This window comes from Gemmatimonadaceae bacterium (assembly GCA_019752115.1).
Classification (GTDB): Bacteria; Gemmatimonadota; Gemmatimonadetes; order Gemmatimonadales; family Gemmatimonadaceae; genus Gemmatimonas.
In genome coordinates this window covers 161,213-184,436 of sequence record JAIEMN010000022.1, presented here as the reverse complement: position 1 = coordinate 184,436, position 23,224 = coordinate 161,213, and the positions used below count along the sequence as shown (strand labels likewise).

The following is a 23,224-nucleotide window of genomic DNA, read 5'->3' as shown; positions in this document are numbered from 1 at the left end:
ATGTTCATCTCTGATTTTGCGATCAAGAAGCCGCTGCTGACGATCGTGGCCATGCTGGCCCTCGTCGGCTTCGGTGCGGTCGCGCTCACGCAATTGCAGACAGACGAGTTTCCGGAAGTGCAGCCGCCGATCGTGCTCACGACGGCGGTGTACCCGGGCGCCTCGCCGGAGCAGGTGGAGCGCGAAGTGCTCGAGCCGATCGAGGAGGCCATCCAGTCGATCTCGGGCGTGAAGAGCATCAACGGCGAAGCGCGCGACGGCTTCGCGCTCATCCGCACCGAGTTCGTGTTCTCCAAGGATGTGCAGGAGGCGACGCAGGACATTCGCGACGCCATTGCCACCAAACGGCAGGACCTGCCGCAGGAGCTCGAGGAGCCGATCATCCGCAAGTTCAACGACCTCGACGGTCCGATCGTGACGCTGTCGATGTGGTCGAACTCGCTCTCGCCGGCGCAGCTGACCCAGCTCGCCGATCCCGGGATCACGCGTGAGCTGCGCGCCATTCCGGGCGTGGCCGATGTGTCGGTGACAGGCGCGGTGAAGAAGGAACTCACGGTCAATCTCGATCCGGCGCGCATGCAGGCGGCGGGGGTGAGCGTGCCGCAGGTCGTGGCCGCGGTGCAGAGTGGCAACCTCGCGGTGCCGGTGGGGCGCCTCAACGGCACGCTCGACGAACGCACGATTCGTCTGCGCGGCCGTCTCGACGGCGCTCAGGACTTCATGCAGCTGGTGATCGCCGAGAAGGGCGGGCGCGTCATCCGGCTGGCGGATGTGGCCACCGCCACCGAGGGCTATGAAGAGCAGCGGACGATGGCGCTCTTCAATGGCCGCGATGCGGTCGGTCTCGAGATCAAGAAGACCAAGGGGTACAGCACGACGGCGGTGGCCGACGCGGTCATCAAGAAGATGGACCAGCTCCGCCCGACGCTGCCCAAGGGGGCGAACCTCGAAGTCGTAAAGAACAAGGGCACGCGCGTCACGAACTCCGTGAACAACGTGCAGTCCGCGCTGATCGAAGGCGCGGTGCTCACCGTGCTGGTGGTGTTCGTGTTCCTGAACTCGTGGCGCTCCACGGTGATCACGGGTCTGGCGCTGCCGGTCTCGGTGCTCGCGAGCTTCGTGGCGGTGTGGGCGTTCGGGTTCACGCTCAATACCATGTCGCTGCTCGGACTGTCGCTGGCGATCGGTATCCTGATCGACGACGCCATCGTCGTCCGCGAGAACATCGTACGGCATGTGGAGATGGGGAAAGACCATTACACGGCCGCGCGCGAGGGGACGGCGGAGATCGGCCTGGCGGTGGCGGCGACCACCTTCTCGATTGTGGCGGTCTTCGTCCCGATCGCGTTCCTGCAGGGCCTGAGTGGTCAGTGGTTCAAGCCCTTCGCGCTCACCATTGCCTGCTCGGTGCTGGTGTCGCTGTTCGTGTCCTTCTCGCTGGACCCGATGCTGTCGGCCTACTGGCCCGATCCGCATCAGACCGAGGACCAGAAGAGCTGGATCACCAAGCAGCTCGACAAGTTCAATCACTGGTTCAACGGCCTGGCGAACGGCTACCGCCGGATGATCGGCTGGGCGCTCGACCATCCGAAGAGCATGGTCGCCCTGGCGGTCGGTACGTTCGTGGTGGCGCTCGCGATGCCGGCGGCCGGGCTGGTCGGTGGCGGGTTCTTCCCGCTGGAGGACAACGCCGAGCTGCAGATGACGCTGGAGACGCCGCCGGGCGGCAATCTCGACTACCTGCGGCAGAAGACGCAGGAAGTGCTTGCGCTGGGCGACTCCACGAAGCACCCCGAGGTGTTGTACACCTTCGTCAGTGCCGGCGGCGCGAACGGCGCGGTCGACAAGGCGAGTGTGTACTTCAAGCTCAAGCCGAAGGCCGACCGCTTGAAGAAGGGCCAGCTGACGGCCGAGGATCTGGCGTCGGCGATTCGCCGCGAGGTGAAGCGGATCGGCGGGGCGAGCGTGGCGGTGTTCACGAACGACTTTGCCGGCGCGCAGAAGCAGATCTCGCTTGAGCTCCGCGGGACCAACAAGGCAGCGCTGCAGAGCGTCGCCGATCAGTACCTCACGGCCTTGCAGGGTATCCCGGGGGCCGTGGACGTGGGGCTCAGCACCAAGGGGCAGAAGCCGGAGCTCACGGTGCAGGTGGATCGTGGTCTGGCCGGTGCCCTGGGGCTCAGCATCGGGAGCATTGCGCAGGCGCTGCGGCCGGCCTTTGCGGGGCTCGATGCCGGCGACTGGGTTGATCCGTCGAACGAGACGCGCAAGGTGATGGTGCGCCTCTCCCCCGAGGCCCGTGCGCGGGGCAGCGACCTGGCGCAGTTGCCCGTGGGCGTGGGGCAGGGCGCGAATGCCACGCTGATTCCGCTGGCGCAGGTGGCGCAGATCAAGAACGAGTTGGGCCCGGCGGTGGTGAATCACCTCGATCGCGACAACGTGATCAAGGTCGAGGCCAATGTCGCGGAGCGCTCGCTCTCGGAGGTGCGCGCCGACATCGACAAGCAGATTGCCACCATCGCACTGCCTCCCGGCGTGCGCCTCACCAGCGGTGGCCAGGTGCAGCAGCAGCAGGAGGTGTTCACCAACATCTTCATCGCGCTCGGTGTGGCGATCGCGCTGATGTATCTGATCCTGGTCGTGCAGTTCCAGTCGTTCCTCGATCCGATTGCCATTCTCATCTCGCTGCCGCTGTCGCTGATTGGCGTGATGGGTGCGCTCGCGCTCACCGGCAACACGATCAACCTCATGAGCCTGATTGGGGTGATCCTGCTCTGCGGCATCGTGGCGAAGAACGCCATCCTGCTCATCGACTTCGCCAAGTCGGCGCGCGAGGTGCAGGGGATGCCGTTGCGTGAGGCGCTGATCGAAGCGGGCGCGATTCGCTTGCGTCCGATTCTCATGACGACGTTCGCGCTGATCGCCGGCATGATTCCGGTGGCGCTCGGTCGCGGCGAAGGGGCCCAGTTCCGCGCACCACTCGGCGTGGCGGTGATTGGTGGCGTGGTCACGAGCACCGTGCTCACCCTGCTGGTGATCCCGACCTTCTACGAGATCTTCGACAATGCGCGTGCCCGCGTGATGCGCATGGTCGGGCTGACGGCGCCGCACACCGGCCAGTTCGCCACGTTCGAAATGCCCGTGCCGGGGGTCGGCGACTGAGTTTGTCGCCGCGAACGTAGCGGCCGGATCCCACGACCGCGGTGGTTGGGCACTCCCCAACTGCCGCGGTCGTTTGGTGTAGATTCACCATCCCCATGCGACCGCCGTTCCTGCCTCTCGCCCTGCTCGCCGACGCCGCATCGTGGTTGGCCGCGCTCTCCGACGCCCCGTGGACGTACGTGGTGCTCGGGGCCACGGCGATCGTGACGGAGGAACTCGGCCCCATCTTCGGCGGCATCGCCGCCCACGAAGGGGAGTTGCAGATCAGCCGGGTCATCGTGGCCATCACCCTTGGCGGGTGGATCGCGGGCGCGTTGCTCTACGCGCTCGGGCGCCTCAAGTGGGAGGCGATCCGGCGCCGTTTCCCCAAGGCACGCGCCACGGGCACCGTGGCCCTACGGGTCGTCCGCAACAACCAACTGAAGGCGTCGTTCTTCGTACGCTTCGCCTTCGGGTTGCGGATCGTGCTGCCGATGGCCTGCGGTGCCGCGCGGGTCCCGTTGTACATCTACCTGCCGGTGTCGCTCGTCGGTTCCGCTATCTGGACAGCGGTATTCACCGGTGTGGGCTACGCGGCCGGTGAAGCCGCCGTGCAGGCGATGGGGCACTTCGGGCGCGTGGGCGAGGTCATCGGCGCGATCGCCGTGACCACCGCGGTGATCGCGTTCTTCAAGTGGGACCGCCGGCGGCGCGAGCGGAAGGCGTTACGGAAGACCAGGCCGCACCGAGTACCCGAAACCCAAGACCAAGAACCCGAAACCCAGAACTGATCGGTTCTGGGTTTCGGGCTTTAGGTCGTGGGTTGTGGGTCGACGGCGGCTGCGGCTTCTCGCAGGGCTGCCCACGCGCGGGTGATATGCACCCGGTCGGTGCGAATGTTGCCGATCGCGAGGCGGAGGGTGTAGCGCCCGGCGATCTTCGTGTGCGACAGATAAGCGTCACCGCTGGCGTTCACGCGCTCCATGATCTGCGCGTTCACGGCGGCAATCTGCTCCTCACGCCAGCCGGCCGGCGCATAGCGGAAGCACACCAGCGAGAGCGTCACGGGAGCGGTGAGCTCCCAGCCGCCCTGTTCGAAGTGCACCATGCCCGCGAACTCGCGCGCCAGCTCGCAGTGAAAGCGAATGCGTTCGGCGAGTCCGTCGGCGCCATACGCGCGCAACACCATCCACAGCTTGAGGGACCGGAAGCGGCGCCCGAGCTGAATGCCGTAATCCATCAGGTTGACCGCCGAATCCTGCGTCTTCGTGACGAGATACTCCGGCAGCAGCGCAAAGGCTTGCTTGAGCGCGTCGGGATGCTTGGTATACAGCACCGAGCAATCCATGGGAGTGAACAGCCATTTGTGCGGATTCACCACCAGCGAGTCGGCACCGTCCACGCCGTCGAGCAGATAGCGCAGTTCGGGGACGATCGCCGCCGGTCCGCCATAGGCGGCGTCCACATGCACCCAGCAGTCGTAGCGACGGGCGATGCGGACCACGTCAGGCACCGGATCGATACTGGTGACGCTCGTCGTGCCAACGCAGGGCACGATCGCGATCGGTCGATATCCGCGCGCCACGTCGTCGGCGATCGCCTGCTCCAGCGCGTCGGCGCGCATGCGGAACTGCGCGTCGGCCGGCACCTTCACGAGATTGTCGTGGCCGAGCCCGAGGGCAATGACCGCCTTGTCGATGCTCGAGTGCACATGCTCGCTCGCGTACACGCGCAGCACCGGCATGTCGGCGCGACCGGCCATCCCCTGCGCGCGGACATCCAGCCCCGCGCGTTCACGCGCCGCCGCGAGCGCATAGAACGTGGACACGCTGGCGGTGTCGGTGATCTGGCCGAACCACCCCTCGCCCAGCCCCATGAGCTGGCGCAGCCAGTCCACGGCCACCTGCTCGAGTTCCGTCACCGCCGGGCTGGTGACCCAGAGCATGCCGTTCGCATTCAACGCGGCGGCCAGCAGCTCCCCCAGAATGCCCGGGTACGACGCGCTGTTCGCGAAGTACGCCATGAACCCGGGATGATTCCAGTGGGTGATGCCGGGGAGGACGGTGCTGTGGAAGTCGCGCAGCATCGCATCGAGCGGTTCCCCGCGCGTCGGCGGCGACGCGGGCAGCGCCTCTCGCACATCGCCAGGCTGCACGCGGCTCCGCACGGGATACTGCTGCGGATGCTCGAGATAGTCAGCGATCCAGTCGACCGCCGCGTGGGCGGCGGCGCGGAAGTCATCGGCGGGGAGATCGCCCAGAAAGGGGGCACTGTCACGCGAAGGGGTCGGATCGGCCATGCTGCAAAGTTGCTGCGGCGCCGGTTACGCGGTAGCCTGAGACATGACGACCTCCCGCCGAGACTTCGTGAAGGATGCCGCGCTGTTGGGATGTGCGGCCATCAGCCTGCCATCCGTGGCCGGGGCGGCCCCCGCCGACCACGCGCCGCGTGAACCGATGCCGCTCGCGCCGCTTGATGGCCCGCTCGACGCGGTCGCCCGCGACGAGGCCTACTGGGCGAAGGTGGCCGAGCAGTATGCGGTGACGAAGGAGGTCATCAACCTCGAAGCCGGCTATTTCGGGCTGATGGCCGCGCCGGTGCTCAAGGCGTACCACGCGCATCTCGACCGGGTGAACCGCGAGAACTCGTACTTCGCCCGGCGCGCGTACCCGGCGATGTTCATCGCCGCTCGTCAGGCGGTTGCCGAGTTCGTGGGCGCCAAGCCCGAGGAACTGCAGCTCGCTCGCGGGGCCACCGAGGCGCTGCAGGCGCTCATCGTGCAGTACAAGGGCGTCGGGGCCGGTGACACGGTGATGTACGCCGACCTCGATTACAACGCGATGCAGTGGGCCATGAACGCGCTCGCGGCCGAGCGCGGGGCGAAGGTGGCCACCCTCAACATCCCGGAGCCGGCCTCCGAAGCGGCCGTGCTCGAGGCGTATACCAGAGCACTCGACGCGAACCCCCGCACCAAGCTGCTGCTGCTCACGCACTGCAACAACAAGACGGGGCTGATCATCCCCGTGAAGCAGATCGCCGCGTTGGCGAAGGCGCGTGGGGCCGATGTCGTGGTGGATGCGGCGCACTCGTTCGGGCAGGTGCCGCTCACGATGGATGACCTCGGCGCCGACTTTGTGGGGCTCAACCTGCACAAGTGGATCGGGGCCCCGGTGGGCGCCGGCGCGATGTACATCCGGAGCGGCCGCCTCGACGCCATCGATCGCATGCACGCCGATGAGGCGTTCCCGCTCTCGAATATCGGCAGCCGCCTGCACACGGGCACCACCAACTTTGCCACGGTGATGGCGATCCCGGATGCCATCGCCTTTCAGCGTTCCATCGGCATTCCGCAGAAAGCGGCGCGCCTCCGCTACCTGCGCGATCGCTGGGTGCACGCGGTGCGCGACGTGGCCGGCGTGCAGGTGCTCACCCCCGAGGAGCCAGGGCTCTGCGGGGCGATCACGGGCTTCCGCCTCCACGGCCGCGGGGACAAGGCGGCCAATGACGCGCTCGCCAAGACGCTACTCGACGAGTTCCACATCTTCACCTTCCAGCGCACCGGCCTCGCCAAGGGCGACTGTGTGCGCGTGACGCCCACGCTGTTCAATACGCCGGCGGATCTCGACAAGCTTTCTGTCGCCATCAAAACCATCGCTGCGCGTGGGTAGTTCGCCGAACTGCTCGCACAGAGTGCACAAAGAGCCACAGGGGACACAGAGACAGCCAGTGCTGCGCTGTTCTCCGTGCCCCCTGTGGCTCTTCGTGCACTCTGTGCGAGCCCTTTAGTCCAACTCAGGGCGTCTTCGGAATCCCGCCACTCGTCAGGAACTCCAGCGCCACGTTGGCCAGCGCGCGCGTGCCAACCGGCAGCGCCGCATCATCGCCCTGGAAGAGCGGCGAGTGGTTCGACGCCACGTTGAACAGATCCACGTTCGGCGGCGTCACGGCCAGGTTGAAGAAGAACCCCGGTGCCTTGTCGGCGAAGCGCGAGAAATCCTCACCGGCCATGCTCGGCCCCTTGGACTCGAACGCCTTGCCGTTCGCCACGCGCTTGAGCGCCGGCGAAAACCGCGAGACCATCGCCACGTTGTTGTTCGTGCTGCTGTAGCCCAGGTCCACGTGCACTTCCGCGGTCGCGCCGTTCGCTTCGGCGATCTTCTGCGCGATGAGCTTCATCTTTTCGCCGATCACCTGCCGCGACTTGGCGTCGAAGGTGCGGATGGTACCGATCATCCACACCGAGTCGGGGATGATGTTCTCGCGCAGGCCGCCGTGAATGGCGCCCACCGTGACGACCGCCGGACCTGCTGTGAGATCGAGCGAGCGCGACACGATCGTCTGAAGCGCACTCACAATCTCCGCGCTGGCGACGATCGGGTCCACCGCGTTCGACGGCATCGCGCCATGCCCCTGCTTGCCGCGCACGATGATCTTCCAGCTGTCGGCGGCGGCGGTGATCGACCCGCTGCGATACGACAGCGTGCCGCTCGGGCCCGGCCCCACGTGCAGGCCGAACACGCCGTCCACGCCGTTCATCGCCCCGGACTCGATCATCGCCTTCGCCCCACCATTGGGCGGCACTTCCTCGGCGGGCTGGAACATGAACTTCACCGTGCCCGGGATCTTGGCCTTCATGCCGGCGAGCACTTCGGCCGTGCCCATGAGCATGGCCGTGTGCATGTCATGGCCGCAGGCGTGCATGATCCCGGTCTCGACGCCGTTGTAGACGGTGCGCACCGTGCTCTTGAACGGCACATCCACCTGCTCGGCGACCGGCAGCGCATCCATGTCGGCACGCAGCGCCACGGTCGGCCCCGGCTTGCCCCCCTTGAGGATGCCAATCACCCCAGGAATGCCGCCGACATTCTCCTGCACCTCGAGCCCGAGCGACTTGAGATGCGCCGCGACGAGCGCCGCGGTGCGCTTCTCCTGGTAGCCGAGTTCGGGGTGCTGGTGAATGTCGTGCCGCCAGGCCGTGATCTTGTCGGCAATCGCGGCGGTGCGTTTGTCGATCTCGGCGGCGAGCGCGGGATCGAACGGGGATTGCTGGGCGGCGAAGGGCGCCGCCGCGAGCAGGAGCGTGGCGAGGGAGTGTCTGAGCGTCTTCATAGTCCGTGGTCTGAAGCAAACCCAGAACCCACGACCTAAAACCCGAAACACAAAACCGATCAGTTCAGGGTTCCGAGCTTTAGGTCATGAGTTGTGAGTTAATTGTTGTTCCCCTTCGGCTTCGTCACCTGCGGCCGCACCGTCGGGTACTCGATCCCGAGCTGCTCCAGGTACGTCTTATACTTCGTCGGATCGTAGTAGAACTTCTTCTGCTGCTCGCGGAAGCGCGCCATGATCTCGGCGTTCAGATACGTGGGCGGCATGTCCGAGGGCCGGATGAATGGCTGGTACTTCACGTCCTTCGTCTGGACGTTTTTGAAGTAATCCCACGCGTCCGCCACGACCTTGGGCGTCAGGAAGATGTCGAGCATCGTCATCGCCTGCACCTTCGCCCCAGCGAGCGCGCCCTTGTGGGCGATCGGCGTGGCCATCGATATGGCGTTCGCCCAGTTGTGCCCCGGCAGCCCCGGAATGTTCGACGGATAGCGCAGCGTCACCGTCGGCACATTCCACGACACGTCGCCGATGTCGTCCGAGCCACCGCCCGTGAAGGCACGGGTATCGCCACCGCGGAGCTGCTTGTTCACATCGTTCGCCAACCCGAACGCCGGATTGCCGAGTTCGGCCTGAATGCCCTTGGCGATCGTCTGGTCCTTGTCGTCCCACTTGGGCATGCCCACCACCTGGATGTTGGCGTGCATCGCTTCGGCGATCGGCTTGCTGAAATGGCCGCTCCAGCCGCTGCCCAGAATGTTCACCGTGTCGAGCTTGGTGTTCGTCATCATGGCCGCGCCGGCCGCGATCTGCTTGCCGATCTCGAAGAGCGCCATCGTGCGCGGGTAGTCTTCCTCGCGGAAGTAGAACCAGATGCTCGCCGTGCTGGGCACCACGTTCGGCTGGTCGCCGCCGTCCTTGATGACATAGTGCGAGCGCTGCGCGAGGCGCAGGTGCTCACGGCGATATTCCCAGCCCGTGCCCATGAGCATCGCGGCGTCGAGCGCCGAGCGGCCGCTCCATGGCGCCCCGGCGGCGTGCGCGCTTTCGCCACGGAACTTGAATTCAGCCGAGATCAGCGCGCTCGAGCCGCTCGGGCCGTACGACACGCCCAGATCATTGCCGACGTGCGTGAAGAGCGTCACGTCGGTGTTCTTGAAGATGCCCGCGCGCACGAGGAACGCCTTGCCGGCCATCTGCTCTTCGGCGATGCCCGGCCAGAGCAGGATTGTGCCGTTGATCTTGTCGCGCATCATGAGCTGCTTCACGACAATCGCGGCCACGATGTTCACGGCCTGCCCGGAGTTGTGCCCTTCGCCATGCCCCGGGCCGCCGGTGATCATCGGATCCTTGTAGCCCACGCCCGGCTTGTTGCTGGCCTGCGGGATGCCGTCCACGTCCGAGCCCAGCGAGATCTCCGGCTTGCCGGTCCCGTAGCTCCACTTCGCCGTCCACGCGCTCGGCATGCCGGCGACGCCCTTCTCGATCGTGAACCCTTCCTTGGCCAGCAGCGTGGTGATGTACTTCTGCGTCTCGAATTCCTGGAAGCCGAGTTCCTGGAAGGAGAAGAGCATGTCCACGATTTCCTGCACCTGCTTGGAGCGCGCCTCCACCATCTGCAGCGCTTCGGCCTTCAGCTTCTCGAGGCGCGGATCGGCGGCGGCTGTTGCTGGCTGGGCCGCGGCCTGCGCCGGGAGGGCGAGCGGGGTGGCGGGAAGCGCCGCGAGGGAGGCGGCGAGACCCGCACGGCGGGTCCAGCGGGAAAGGGCAGGGGCAAAGGGCACGGCCGGTCTCCTGAAACGTTGGCGATCATCCGGGGGTCGAACCTTCCGAAGTTACGCCCATCGGGGAGAAACCGCTCGCGCCGCCGTCGCGTACGGGCCCTCGTTGCCCCGAAGGTCCTTCCCCTGCTTTCGTTCCCGTATGCGTCGTCCCTTTGTCCTGCTCGCGGTCTGCTCGGTGGTGTCCGCCGGGCATCTGGCGGCCGCCCAAGCTCCGCAGCCCCCCAAGGCCCCGCCGGCTCCGGCGAAGGCCACGGCGGGAACGCCCAAGCGCGATACCCTCACCGCCGACGAGCGTCGCGCCATCCGCGAGGCGTCACGTGACGCCCGCTCCATCTCGCGTCGCCGGACCGCGGGGGACAGCGTCGAGCGGGCCACCCGCACGGCTGAAGCGGCGACCACGGCATTCGCCTCGCCGGAGGCGCGTGTGATCTTCGACCGCGCGCGGGCGGCCCGCGAGCGGCAGGACAGCGCGCTCAAGGCGTACCGGGCTACCACGACGCAGCGGATGTCGGTTGGGCTCGGCGCCCGCCGGTTGGGGTTCGAAAAGCTGCTCTTCCGAGGAGACAACGTCGCCGAGATCTCCTGGCGCCGCGATGTGGGCGTCCGGGTCCGCCCGATTGGCTCGCGCATGGTGGTGCCCATGGGCGGCGAGACGGGTGGCGACTTCGTGAGCGCCGTCTCCATTCCGTACTTCCCGGGTCGCGAGCAATTGTGGTTCCCGTCGTCCGATTTCGGCATGGTGAAGACCGAGGTGGACGAGCGCGAGATGATTCATCCGCTGGCGCGCGGCGCCGAACGTTTCTATCGGTACCAGACGGGCGACTCGGCCGATATCACGCTCCCTGACGGCAAAGTCATCCGCCTGCGCGAACTGCGCATTGCGGCGCGCAAGCCGGAGTGGCGGTCGTTCGTGGGGTCGTTCTGGTTCGACGCCGATGGCGGCCAGCTCGTGCGTGCGGCGTATCGCATGGCGTCGGAGATCGACATCTGGAGCGTTGCCGACGAGGAAACCGAGAAGGATGTCGCCGAGCGGCTCGCGATGCGCCCGGTGCGGGATTCGCTGTTGCGTGCCCGTCTGCCGCGCGACGTGTACGTCAAGGACAGTATCGAGCGCGCGCGCCTCGAGAAGTTTCAGGGGCAGAATCCCGACGACAAGCCACCGGCCTGGGTGACCGCCACGTTCCGCCCGATGAAGGCCAGCCTCGATGCGATCACCGTGGAGTACGCGCTCTACAAGGGGAAGTTCTGGCTCCCCCGCATGCACAGCGCCACGGCGAACGCCGAAGCGATGTTCATGCGCATTCCGGTGCGCTTCGACGAGAAGTTCAGCTACGATGATGTCGACGGCGACTTCACGCTGCCGGCGTTGCCGCCCGCCCGCAATCGGTTCGCCGCGAAGGATTCGGCGAAGGCCGACAGCCTGGCGGTGGATCTCGACAACACCGGCGTCGAGGTCACGGTCAGCTCGTCGGACCGCAAGAAGACGCCGGCGCAGCGCGATTCCATCGAGCGTCGCCGCTACGGGACCTCCAAGCTCCGGCAGTGTTCGAAGGACAGCGTGTGGACGCGCGTCGAGGAGCGCTACGAGGGCGCCGTGCGCATCGCCTATGACCTGCCGTGCGACATGGATCGACTGGGCAAGTCGCCGGCACTGCCCGCGCTCGATGCAAGTGATGCGGACGTCTTCGACATGGCGAGCGCCGAACGGCTCGTCGATGCGCTCGGGATGTCCCTGCAGACGCCGTGGGCGCCGCAACTGCCCAAGGTGCGCGTGGGCTCCGATCTCATGCGCTACAATCGCATCGAAGGGCTGTCCGTTGGAGCGGAAGTGAAGCAGGTGCTTGGGGCCGGCTACACCCTCACCGGCGTCGGGCGCTTCGGCTTTGCTGATCTGCACGCCAATGGTGAGTTGACCCTCGCGCGCGGCACCGGGCTCCGCACGGTCAGCCTCACCGGGTATCATCGCCTCTCGGCCACGAATCCCGACTGGGCCGGCGCGCTCAGCTTCGGGCCGTCGCTGCCGGCGCTCCTCTATGGCCGTGACGAAGGGTTCTACTACCGCGCCATGGGGGCCTCCCTTGGCGAACATCGCGAACAGCGAAAGGGGTCGCTCGACTACCGCCTGTTCATCGAGCGGCAGTGGACCGCCGGCGATACTGGCGTGGTGAACACCTTCTCGTTTGCCCGCGCCTTTGGGGACCGGCGCTTTGCCCCGAACATCATCGCGGAGCCGAGCACGTTCACCGGCGTGGATCTGACGTGGGCGCGTACGCTGCTCGACCAGCCGCGCGGCTGGCGGCTGGTTGGGATTACCCGCGCCGAGGCGGCCACGGGCACGTTCGAGTATGCGCGCGGGTCGCTGGAGACGACCGTCTCGCACGGGCTCGGGCGGCGCGCCTCCTTCGCGCTCACCGGCTCGGCCGGCAGCTCGGCAGGGCGCCTGCCGATCCAGCGGAACTGGTTCCTGGGCGGGCTGCGCACCGTGCGCGGCCAGTTTCCGGGCACCCAGAATGGCAATGCCTTCTGGTACAGCCGGGCCGAACTCGGGACGCGGCAGGGCTTTGCGCGGCCGATCGTGTTCTACGACATGGGGTGGGCGGGGAGCCGGAGCGCGTTCGGGCAGGGGATGATGCAGCGGGGGGCCGGGGTGGGCTTCGGCTTCCTGGACGGGCTGCTGCGGGTCGATTTCGCCCGTGGCCTCAACCCGGCCAAGCGCTGGCGCACGGACATCTACCTCGGGGCCCCACTCTGAGCCCTGGCGGGGCGGGACGGGCCTTCTCAGCCGCGGAATGACCGAAGAGGGGACGAAATCGTCCCCTCTTCGCGCCTTCGGGTAGTCCGGGGCCCCAGATCTTCACGACGGAGTGAAGCCATGTCCCTCGACCTCGTCTACGCCGCGGCGCTCGGGCTGCTGATCCAGCAGCTCCGAGACAAGGCGCCCATGTCCGATGTGCTCGCGAGTGTGGCGCGACTGTGCGCCCTCGCGCGCGTGGGCTCGGTCACTATTCGCGCCGCGACGCTGGACAGCGAGCGCGCGGACAGCGTGGGCATGGCGAGCCGGCTGCTGCAGGACACGATGCACGCGCACGGCATCGAGGCGATGGACATCGCGACGACCGTCACCGAGACCGAGTTTCTCAAGCTCGCCGGGATTCTGTCGGGCACACCGTCGATCGTGGCGGGGAGCATCGTGGAAACCGCCGAAGCGCTGTCGATCTGGAACGTGCGGCTGCGTGCCTTTGGCGCCAAGCTGCGCCCCACTCCGCTGGGCATGAAGGCGGTGGACACGCCGGCACCCGCCGCGCCGTCGGCGGCATCGGCCCCCGAGCCGGCGGACGCGGCCCCGGCCGATACACCGTCGCCGGCGCTCGAAGACGAGCTCGCACTGGCCCTGCATCGCGGCGATGGGCGCACGGTGTGTCAGCTGCTGCTGGCGCTCACCGGCTCCGCCTTCGCGCGGGCGGCGACGCCGGAGGTGCTCCACCTGGTGGTGGAGCAGCTCCTCGAAGCGGCGATCACGTACGATGACGCGCATGCGCTGCTGGATCGCGCGGGGGTCACCGGCGCCCGCGCCGTCTTCGCCCAGCTCGTGGCCGCCACCGACACCTCCGAGCGGCGCTTCCTCTACGATCTGGCGGCGACCCTCGCCGGCATTGGCGTGGTGGCCCGCGAACACGCGCACGACCAGCGCTGGTACGTGGTGCGCAACGCGGCCGGACTCATGGGCGAGTCGCGCGATCCGGACATGATCTCGGAGCTTGGCAAGCTGCTGCGCTACGAAGACCAGCGCGTGCGCATCGCCGCCGTCGTGGCGTTGGGGCAGATCGGCGGTCCACTGGCCCTCGCGCGGCTCGAGTCGGTGCTGTTCGATCCGTCGATCGAAGTGCGCAATCGCGCGCTCGCGCTGGTGTTCGCGTCACCGGACAGCGCCCCGCTGCCGTCGCGCGTGTTGATGGCGCTCGAGGAAGAGAATCCGCTGGAGTACCGCCTCGAGATGGTCGCCGCGCTGGCGCACATCCACACGCCGCGCGCCCGCGCCCGGCTCGAGGCCTTTGCCCGGAAGACCAACGGCACCCTCGATGATCATCAGGTGCGACTGGCGGCGCTGGCCGCGCTCTCGAGTGGGCATCGCTCTCACGCCGTGCCGCTGCTCAAGGAGCTGCTCGAGGACCGGAACCCCTACGTACGCGAAAAGGCCGCGGCATTGCTCGCGGCCTGATCGACGAACCGAGATGGGGAGCTGCCGTCAGTGCGCGGCGGCGCCCAGCTCTTCTTCCAGCAGCGCCGCGATGCGCGGCGTCCAGTGCTCGCGGATGCGCGTGACATGCTCCGCCGCCCCGCGTGGCTTGACCTTGCGCCAGCGCATGTGCTGGTGCTCCCAGTCTTCGAGAATCCAGCGCGCGCGCGCACTGCCGGTCCGCGTGATGTGCAGCTGCAGCAGTTGCTGCAGGAGCTGCGTGTCTTCGGGGTCGAGATCGGCGAGCAGCACCATCTCGTGATTCAGGCGTCCGGCGAACGTCTCCGATTCGTCGAACACGTACGCCACACCGTTGGACATGCCCGCGCCGAAGTTGCGCCCGGCGCGCCCCAGCACGGTCACGATCCCACCCGTCATGTACTCGCAGGCGTGATTGCCTACGCCTTCCACCACCGCACAGGCGCCGGAATTGCGCACCGCAAAGCGATCGCCCGCCTGACCCGCCGCGAGCAGCAGCCCGTCGGTGGCCCCGTACAACACGGTGTTGCCCAGGATCATGTTCAGGTGACTCGCGCCGCGATACCGCGCGTTGCGGAACGGCCGCACGGTGATCTCGGCGCCGTTGAGCCCCTTGCCCACGTAGTCGTTGCACTCGCCTTCGAGCGTGAGCCGCATCCCCCGTAGCGCGAAGGCGCCAAAGCTCTGACCGGCGCTCCCGGTGAACGACAGCTGCATCGTGCCCGTCGGCAACCCGGCATCGCCAAAGCGTTCCGCCAGCGCTCCCGCCAGGCGGGTACCCACCGACAGATGGTGATTGCGGATCTCGTACTGCCCGCTGAACGACGCGCCGGTGGCGACCGTCTGATACGCTTCCTCGAGGATGCGCTCGTCGAGCACCTGCAGACCGCGCCGTTCGTTGCGCGCTGCCGTGCGCACGCGCGGTTCGTCGGTCCGACGCGGTGCGCCTAGGACCAGCGACAGGTCGAGCATCGTGCTGCGCGGCAGCTCGGGGCGCTCGGCGCGCTGCAGCCGCTCCACCTGGCCAATGATCTCCTGCAGGGAGCGCGCGCCCATGAGCGCGAGCTCGGTGCGCACATCTTCGGCAATGCGCGAGAAGTAGGCGATGACCTGCTCCGGCGTGCCGCGGAACTTGGCCCGCAGATCCTCGCGCTGCGTGGCAATGCCCGTGGGGCAGGTATTGAGATGGCACTGCCGCGCCATGTCGCACCCCATCGCCACCAGCGGCCCCGTGCCAAAGCCATAGGTCTCGGCGCCGAGCAGCGCGGCGATGATGACATCACGGCCGGTCTTGAGACCACCGTCCACGCGCACTTCCACGCGATGGCGCAGCCCGTTCTGCACGAGCACCTGCTGCGCTTCGGCCAGGCCGAGCTCCCACGGGGAGCCGGCGTGCTTGATGCTCGACAGCGGGCTCGCGCCCGTGCCGCCGTTGTAGCCGGCAATGAGCACATAGTCGGCGAACGCCTTGGCCACACCGGCCGCCACCGTGCCCACGCCGCTTTCTGCCACGAGCTTGACGCCCACCCGCGCCCGCGGGTTCACCGTCTTGAGATCGTGCACCAGCTGGGCGAGATCTTCGATGGAGTAGATGTCGTGATGCGGCGGCGGCGAAATGAGGCCGACCCCCGGCGTGGAGTGACGCAGGCGCGCGATGAGCTCGGTGACCTTGTGGCCCGGGAGCTGCCCGCCTTCACCGGGCTTCGCGCCCTGGGCCACCTTGATCTCGAGCTCTTCGGCCCGCACGAGATACTCGGTGGTCACGCCAAAGCGTGCCGATGCGATCTGCTTGATCTTGCTGTCGCGCCGATCGCCCCCCTGCTCGCGATAGAACGCCGGATCTTCGCCACCTTCCCCCGAGTTCGATCGAGCCTGCATGCGGTTCATCGCGATCGTGAGCGTCTCATGCGCCTCGGGCGACAGGGCGCCGAGCGACATCGCGCTCGAGATGAACCGGGTGCGAATGGCCTCCATCGGTTCCACTTCGTCGATGGGGATCGGCGTCGCCGGGCGGATCGCGAGCAGGTCGCGCACATTGGCCGGCGCGCCACCTTCGATCTTGTCCACGAACGTGCGCCACGCGTCATCCGGATTGCTGCCGGCGCGTGAGGCGCGCGCGCTGCCCACGGCTTGCTGCAGCGTGAGCGCGGTCTGCGGCGCCCAGGCGTGCACTTCGCCTTCCTTGCGGAAGCGAATGCGCCCATGGTCGGGGAGCGTGGCAACGGGCGCGCCATCCGCGGTGAACGCGCGGCGGTGACGCTGCAACACGTCCTCACTGATCTCGCGCAGCGACAACCCGCCCATCGGCGAACTGGTGCCGGCAAAGCAGCGGTCGATCACATCCGAGCCCAGGCCGAGGGCGTCGAAGGTCTGCGCGCCGCAATACGACGAGAGCGTGGAGATGCCCATCTTGGCGAGCACCTTGAGCAGCCCCTTCTCCACCGCCGTGCGATAGCGCGACTGCGCCGCCGCGGGGCCGGGGCGATCGGGGTCCGCATCGGCCTTGCCGTGCGTTTCGGCAAAGATCGTCGCCACCGTTTCCATGGCGACCCACGGATGCACCGCTTCGGCGCCGTAGCCGAAGAGCGTCGCCATGTGGTGCTGCTCGATGGCGTCACCCACTTCCACGACGAGCCCAACGCGGGCGCGGAGCCCCGTGCGCACCAGGTGCTGGCGCACCGCACCGAGCGCCAGCAGCATGGGAATGGGCGCGCGGTCGGCGCTCACTTTGCGATCGCTCAGGATGAGAATGCGGGCGCCCTTACGCACCGCCATCTCGGCGCGGCGGCAGAGCGAGTCGAGGGCCGCTTCCAGCGCCTCCGACCGCGAGCGCGCGTTGTAGGTGGCATCCAGCGTCGCGCTCGGGAACTGCGGAAAGTTGCGCAGGCTGTTCATCTCTTCCGGCAACAGCACCGGGTGCTCGATGCGCAGCATGCGCGCGTACGCCGGCTTCTCCACCAGCGGCGAGCCGCGGCGCCCGAGGTGCATGCGCAGCGACATCACCATGCTTTCGCGCAGCGAATCCATGGGCGGGTTCGTGACCTGCGCAAAGCGCTGGCGGAAAAAGCTGTAGAGCGGCGGCGTCATGGTGGAGAGCACCGCCAGCGGCGCGTCGTCGCCCATGCTCCACACCACTTCGGCCGCCGTGGTGGCCATCGGCTCGATGACCATGCGCAGGTCTTCGTGTCCGTAGCCGAAGGCCATCTGCGTGGCGCGCAGCTGGTCGCTCGAACGCACGAGCGGCTCGGTGCCATCGCTCGTGGGGAGCGTGGCCATGTGTTGCGCAATCCACTTCGCATACGGGCGGCGCGTGGCCACTTCACGCTTGGCCGCCATGTTGCGCACAATGCGCTTGCCCGCCGTGTCCACGAGGAACACGCCGCCGGGGCCCAGCTTGCCCGTCTCCACCACGTCGCGCGGATCGAAGTCCACGATCCCCACTTCCGAGCCGGCCACGACCATGCCGTCGGCGCGGATCTTGTAACGGCAGGGGCGCAGACCGTTGCGGTCGAGCGATACCGCGACTTGCACGCCATCGCTGTACGCCAGCGCCGCCGGACCATCCCACGGCTCGATGACGCACTGGTGGTACTCGTAGAATGCCTTCACCGCGGGCTCGACATCGGGGAACTTCTCCCACGCCTGCGGCACCAGCATCATGGTGGCGTGCACCGGCGAACGACCGGCGCGCGCCAGCAGCTCGAGCGCGTTGTCGAGACTGGCCGAGTCGGAGCCGCGGGGGCGAATCGGTTCACGCACGCGCTCGGCGTGCGCCCCAAAGGCCGGCGCATCGAGGAGCGTACCGCGCATGGCCATCGCGTTGCGGTTGCCCCACAGCGTGTTGATCTCGCCGTTGTGCGCGAGCATGCGGAACGGCTGCGCCAATTCCCACCGCGGCATCGTATTCGTGGCGTAGCGCTCGTGGAACACGGCGATGGCACTTTCGAACGCCGGGTCGCGCAGGTCGGGGAAGAAGTCGCCGAGCTGATGCCCGGTGAGCAGCCCCTTGTAGACCACGGTGCGGCACGAGAGCGAGCAGATGTAGAACGGCTCGAGCCCGCGGGCGAGCGCCCGATGCTCCATCTCGCGACGCGCGGTATAGAGCTGGCGCTCCCACGTCTCGTCGTCGGCGCCGGCCGGGCGCCCCACGAGGACCTGCTTGATCGCCGGCATCGCCGCGCGCGCCGAAGTGCCCAGGACCTCGGGGCGAATGGGCACGTCGCGCCAGCCGAGGACCGGCAGGCCGTCTCCGAGCAGCACGTCCTTCACCAGCGTCATCGCCTCCTCGCAGGCGTTGGCCTGGGTCGGGAGGAAGCACATGCCCACCGCAATCGACGCGTCGGCCGGCAGATGGATCCCCAGGCGCGAGGCGGCCAGGATGAACAGGCGGCGCGGGATCTGCGTGAGCAGGCCGGCGCCGTCGGCCGAGTTGTCGGTAGCCGAGGCGCCGCGATGGGCCATGCGGGCCGCCGCCCCCAGCGCGAGGCTGATCACCTCATGCGTGCGCTCGCCACTCTGGCGGGCAATGAACCCCACGCCACAGGCGTCCTTGGGGGCGTACGGGGAGCCGACGTGGTCGTCGGACAACTTGCCGCTGGCGAGGTGCTGGGACATAGCCTGAGCTGATCGGGGGTGAAGCAGACAAACCGGGGCGTGGGCGGAGTCGTTCCGTCCCCGGACCCACCCATCCCAAATGCGTCTTACGGCTGGCGCTGTCAATGCGTTCGTCACGCCTGCGTTGCATGACACGGCGCGCCGGGTACACTTCGCGCATGGCTACCGACCGCCCCCGCGCCGATCTCGCGGCTGCCGACGTCCTGCTCTGGCAGACGGGGTACCGGCTGGCGCTGGCCCTGTCGGTCGGGCTGGTGGCGGTGGGGCTGCGCACCGCGGGGTTTCTGGCCCTCTCGGAGGTCGCGGAACATGGTGTGGGCACCGACGCGGCGGATTGGCTGCTGGGGCTCATCACCACGGGCTACGCGGCGCTGGTCCTCGGCCTCCGGCACTGGATCACCCGAAAGCGTCGCGCCGGCATCGCGCTCTCCACGGTGATGGTCGTCGCCGACCTGGTCCTGGTCTTTTGCGTGGTGTTCCTGCTGGCCGCGCCCGAGAACTATGATGTCGGCCTCTTCATCGCGCTGGTGTCGCTGCAGCTCACGCATGTGTACTTCGGGCGCGCGCCGGCCTTGCTCATGCTGGCGGTGATCGGCGCCGGGTACCTTGCGCTCAATCAGGTCGCCGAGCGACACCATGGTGTCGTGTACTGGGACAAGGTCTTCTTTCGCGTGGCGATCTTCAGTCTGGGCGGGCTGCTGCTCACCCGGGTGCAGACCAACCTGCAGGCGCGGCTCGGCCGCCTGGTGACGATGTTCGAGCGCGCCGAGGAAGGGGACTTCACCGACAGCTACGATGTGGCGGCCGACGCGCGCCCCGATGCCATCACGAGTGTGGGGCGCGCCTACAACCGCATGCGCACCCAGCTCGCCGGCATCGTGCTGACCGATCCGCTCTCCGGCTGCTACAACCGGCGGGGCTTCGAGTTGCAGTATCGTCGCGAGCTTGCGCGCGCCGCCCGTACGCACACCGATCTGGCACTCATCGCGCTGGACCTCGACCACTTCAAGCAGGTCAACGACACCTTCGGGCACCTGGTGGGCGATCAGGTCATTGCCGAGGCGGGCGAACTGCTGCGCGCAAATGCCCGCGCCGACGATGTGGTGGCGCGCACCGGTGGCGAAGAGTTCATCGTGCTCGCCCCCAACACCGGCGTGGACGGCGCCCAGCAGCTCGCGCTGCGCATCACCGAGTCGTTCCGTCGCCGCAGCTTCGGCGAGCCACGCGCCAAGGTCAGCGTAACGGTCAGCGCCGGCATTGCGGCGAATCGGGTCCCCGACGAGAGCATCGCCGAAGCGCTGCGCGCGCGGGCCGATGAAGCGCTCTATGCCGCCAAGCGCAGCGGTCGGAACCGCGTCGTCACCTGGACGGCCTCGGCGCCGTAAGGCGCCACGCCTCGGCGTCGACGCCATCGGCGCGGCGCCCCCTCAGACGCGCAGCGTCCCCTCGCACATCACCACCGTCGCGCCGCCCACCCGCACGGCGTCCAACGCGCCACCGGTCTTGTGCACTTCGATGGACAGTCGGCTGGGGCGCCCCATCTCGACGCCCTGCGCCACTTCCCACTGCAGCAGCCCGTCGCGCGGGGTGCGGGCCGCGAGATAGCCGGCGAGGCAGGCGTTCGCCGAGCCGGTCGCCGGATCTTCCGGCACCGTGCTGCCGGGGACGAACACGCGCGCGCGGATGTCGGCGCCCCGCACATGCGTGGGCCACGCGGACTGGTCGTCCTCATGCGCCATCGCAAAGACCATCGGCCACGCCGCCCACTTTCCGTGCAGCACCCGGTGCCACGCCTCCATGTTGAGCCGTGCCTTGGCCACCGCAGCGGTGGTCTTGAGCGGCATCAGGAGAAACGGCAGCCCGCAACTCACGCCCGCCGGCGCATGCGCGCCGCCCACCAGGTCGTCGGCGCTGAGCGAGAGCGTACTCGCCAGCGCCTCGAGGTCGGTTACTTCCACGCGCTCTTCGGGCAGCTGCGCCGTGGTGAGCTGGCCGTGCACTGGCGCGCCCCCCGCCAGCCGCACGCGCACCGGCACCGGCCCCACGTTCTCCCCCAGCACCACCGTCATCTCGTCGCCGCTCGCCGGCACATCACCGGTGGCCACCAGCACGTGCGCCGTGCCGATCGTCGGGTGGCCGGCAAAGGGCACTTCGAGCTCCGGCGTGAAGATCCGCACCCGCCGCGTCGTGTCGGCGCGCTCGGGCGCAAAGACGAACGTGGTCTCGGCGTAGTTGAACTCACGCGTGATGGCCTGTAGCGTCTCCGTCGGCAGCCCCTCGGCGCCAAAGACGACGGCCAGCTGATTGCCCGTGAAGGGCACCGACGTGAAGACGTCGGCGGTGACATATCGGAGGGTACGCATGCGCCAAAGCTAACGTGGCGACGCCTCGCGTGGATCAGCGCCGAGTCCGCGCAGCACCAGGCGAATCTTGCGCATGACGTGCGCGGCCAACCCGAACCGTCGCTCCGCCAACACCCACGGCACCAGCGAGGCCGTCCACAGGTCCATCATGATGGCGGCGATCTGCGTCGCGGGGACGGTTCGCCGAAGCTGCCCCGCCCGCTGCGCCGCGCGTACCCGATCGATGAGTTCGCGCCGGACGTCGTCACCGCGCGCCACATCGTGCGCCAACAGTGCCGGATCGTACAACACTTCGCGAATGAGCAGCGGCGTCAGGTCGCCGTCGGCGCGCAGGACGGTTTCGGCGCTGCGGAAAAAGGCGGCAACGGCGCGCCGCGGATTGGACTGCTCCGACGACGTGCGTAACGACTCGGCGAGTCGATCCAGCTGGCGATCATACAGGCCGAGCAGCAACTCGCGCTTCCCGCCGAAATGATTGAACACCGTGGCGCGCGAGACGCCCGCGCGCTCGGCGATCGCCTCCATCGACGTCGCGGCGACGCCCCCGGTCACGAAGAGCGCGCCGGCCGCCTCGAGAATGGCGGACCGTCGACGGAGCCGGGCAGGAGAGGGGCGCACCATTGCGGACAACATAGTTGATGGCTCAATTTAGACTCAAGTCTAATATGTGGAGAGTCGATGACGCTGCGCCGTTTCCTGGGGCAACAGGCGATGCTCGTCGGGGTGTTGGGACTCGTGATGCTGGGGCACCGACAGATCACGGGACGCACGCTGAAGGGCCTGCAGGACGTGCCCCACCTGAGCGATCTGCTGCTCTATCTCGTCGTGACCGCCGGGCTTGTGTGGGCGAGCGCGGCCATCACGTGGCGCACCCGCCCGGGCGCAACTCTCGGGATTCGGATTGATGTGGCACGCACGCGGCACCTGCTCACGGGGCTGATCGTTGGCGCGGCCCTCAACGCACTGCCCTGGCTGATCCCGCTGCTGCAGGGGACGGTCGTGGTCGAGCACCGTCCCCACGTCGCCGTGGTCGCCGTGGCGACCGGCGTCGGTATCGCCCTGCTCAACGCCCTCTTCGAGGAGATCACCAGTCGGGCGGCACCGCTCGCGCTCCTGGCGCAATGGCCGGCATGGCGCGCGGTCGCTCTGACGGCGTTCAGTTTCGCGTTGATGCACGGCATCGGTGAAACGCTCAGCCTGCCGCGCTTGGCCTACTTGTGGGCGCTCGGTGTCGTCCTCGCGGTGTGCTGGCTTCGGACCGGCTCGGTGTGGCTCGGGACCGGCTTCCACGCCGGCTGGTTCTGGGCGTCGCTGGTTCCCAGCGGTCGGATGCAGAGCGGCGCCCTATTTGGATTGCGCGGCTCCCTTGGCGTCGCGCTCGACATCGCCGACGGTGTGCTGATCGTCGTTGCGCTCGCGCTGCTCTGGTCGCTCCACCGCGGCGCCGCCCCGCCGCCGACGCGCGGACCGATGCGGCGCGCCGATCGCGCACAGGCCGCGAGCCTGCTCGTCGTCATGAGCCTGTTCGCCGGATGTACGCGGGACAACGTGGAACCGGCGATGGCCACCGCGTCGGCGCTCACCCCGTGGCGGATGCTCGAGGGACGCTGGCGAGGCACCCTGAACGATACGGCGCCCTTCTACGAGAGCTATCACTTTCTCGACGACTCGACGGTCGAAGTGCGGCAGCCGCGTGACGCCGGCGATACCGCTGCGCCACTGAGCGGAACACTGCGGGTGCGCGCCAACGAGTTGCGGACGGGAAACGCGGACATGGAATGGATCGCGGAGCAGCTGACGCCCGAGCGGATCGGGTTCGCTCCGGTCCGCGGTGCGACCAATCACTTTCAGTGGGAACGGGAGACCGCCGACCGCTGGCGGGCGACGCTGATCTGGGAAGACGGGGGACATCGGCGGTCCCGTCAGTATCGCATGACGCGGATCGCGCCCCCTGTTGCCGGTAATCGCGGCGCCGTTGAACTCCGGCGCGACAGCCTGTAGCG

At 68.0% G+C, this 23,224-nt stretch carries 13 protein-coding genes; 7 read left to right on the top strand and 6 right to left on the bottom strand.

What is annotated here, in order from left to right; all coding sequences use genetic code 11:
- Complete coding sequence (locus tag K2R93_11755) at positions 1 to 3,162, top strand: efflux RND transporter permease subunit (protein MBY0490507.1); 3,162 nt, start codon at positions 1 to 3, stop codon at positions 3,160 to 3,162.
- A gap of 95 nt (positions 3,163 to 3,257) precedes the next feature.
- Complete coding sequence (locus tag K2R93_11750) at positions 3,258 to 3,932, top strand: DedA family protein (protein ID MBY0490506.1); 675 nt, start codon at positions 3,258 to 3,260, stop codon at positions 3,930 to 3,932.
- Between the two features lie 20 nt (positions 3,933 to 3,952).
- Here the strand turns inward: K2R93_11750 and K2R93_11745 are convergent, their stop codons facing one another.
- On the bottom strand, positions 3,953 to 5,440 hold the full coding sequence (locus K2R93_11745) for an amino acid decarboxylase (GenBank protein ID MBY0490505.1): 1,488 nt from the start codon (positions 5,438 to 5,440) through the stop codon (positions 3,953 to 3,955).
- 43 nt (positions 5,441 to 5,483) lie between these two features.
- On the opposite strand from K2R93_11745, the gene K2R93_11740 reads away from it, so the two are divergent.
- Positions 5,484 to 6,809 (top strand): aminotransferase class V-fold PLP-dependent enzyme, encoded by a 1,326-nt coding sequence (locus K2R93_11740; protein ID MBY0490504.1) that lies wholly within the window; start codon positions 5,484 to 5,486, stop codon positions 6,807 to 6,809.
- Between the two features lie 124 nt (positions 6,810 to 6,933).
- On the opposite strand, the gene K2R93_11735 is transcribed toward K2R93_11740, so the two are convergent.
- Both K2R93_11735 and K2R93_11730 read right to left on the bottom strand, forming a co-directional pair.
- The gene (locus tag K2R93_11735) at positions 6,934 to 8,250 is read right to left on the bottom strand and encodes an amidohydrolase (protein MBY0490503.1); all 1,317 of its coding nucleotides are present in this window, start codon (positions 8,248 to 8,250) and stop codon (positions 6,934 to 6,936) included.
- Between the two features lie 98 nt (positions 8,251 to 8,348).
- The gene (locus K2R93_11730) at positions 8,349 to 10,028 is read right to left on the bottom strand and encodes a peptidase dimerization domain-containing protein (GenBank protein ID MBY0490502.1); all 1,680 of its coding nucleotides are present in this window, start codon (positions 10,026 to 10,028) and stop codon (positions 8,349 to 8,351) included.
- Positions 10,029 to 10,167: 139 nt separating this feature from the next.
- On the opposite strand from K2R93_11730, the gene K2R93_11725 reads away from it, so the two are divergent.
- Both K2R93_11725 and K2R93_11720 read left to right on the top strand, forming a co-directional pair.
- On the top strand, positions 10,168 to 12,780 hold the full coding sequence (locus K2R93_11725) for a hypothetical protein (GenBank protein ID MBY0490501.1): 2,613 nt from the start codon (positions 10,168 to 10,170) through the stop codon (positions 12,778 to 12,780).
- Between the two features lie 120 nt (positions 12,781 to 12,900).
- Positions 12,901 to 14,247: a HEAT repeat domain-containing protein gene (locus tag K2R93_11720; GenBank protein MBY0490500.1), complete on the top strand. Its 1,347-nt coding sequence runs from the start codon at positions 12,901 to 12,903 to the stop codon at positions 14,245 to 14,247.
- 27 nt (positions 14,248 to 14,274) lie between these two features.
- On the opposite strand, the gene gltB is transcribed toward K2R93_11720, so the two are convergent.
- Complete coding sequence (gltB, locus tag K2R93_11715; protein MBY0490499.1) at positions 14,275 to 18,858, bottom strand: glutamate synthase large subunit; 4,584 nt, start codon at positions 18,856 to 18,858, stop codon at positions 14,275 to 14,277.
- A 158-nt stretch (positions 18,859 to 19,016) separates the two neighbouring features.
- Here gltB and K2R93_11710 point away from each other — a divergent pair, with 158 nt between their 5' ends.
- Positions 19,017 to 20,243, top strand: coding sequence for a GGDEF domain-containing protein (locus K2R93_11710; GenBank protein ID MBY0490498.1), 1,227 nt, complete (start codon positions 19,017 to 19,019; stop codon positions 20,241 to 20,243).
- A 42-nt stretch (positions 20,244 to 20,285) separates the two neighbouring features.
- On the opposite strand, the gene K2R93_11705 is transcribed toward K2R93_11710, so the two are convergent.
- Positions 20,286 to 21,221: a PhzF family phenazine biosynthesis protein gene (locus K2R93_11705; GenBank protein ID MBY0490497.1), complete on the bottom strand. Its 936-nt coding sequence runs from the start codon at positions 21,219 to 21,221 to the stop codon at positions 20,286 to 20,288.
- A gap of 9 nt (positions 21,222 to 21,230) precedes the next feature.
- On the bottom strand, positions 21,231 to 21,842 hold the full coding sequence (locus K2R93_11700) for a TetR/AcrR family transcriptional regulator (GenBank protein MBY0490496.1): 612 nt from the start codon (positions 21,840 to 21,842) through the stop codon (positions 21,231 to 21,233).
- 57 nt (positions 21,843 to 21,899) lie between these two features.
- Between K2R93_11700 and K2R93_11695 the strand changes: the two genes are divergently transcribed.
- On the top strand, positions 21,900 to 23,222 hold the full coding sequence (locus tag K2R93_11695; protein MBY0490495.1) for a CPBP family intramembrane metalloprotease: 1,323 nt from the start codon (positions 21,900 to 21,902) through the stop codon (positions 23,220 to 23,222).
- Positions 23,223 to 23,224 lie beyond the last annotated feature (2 nt).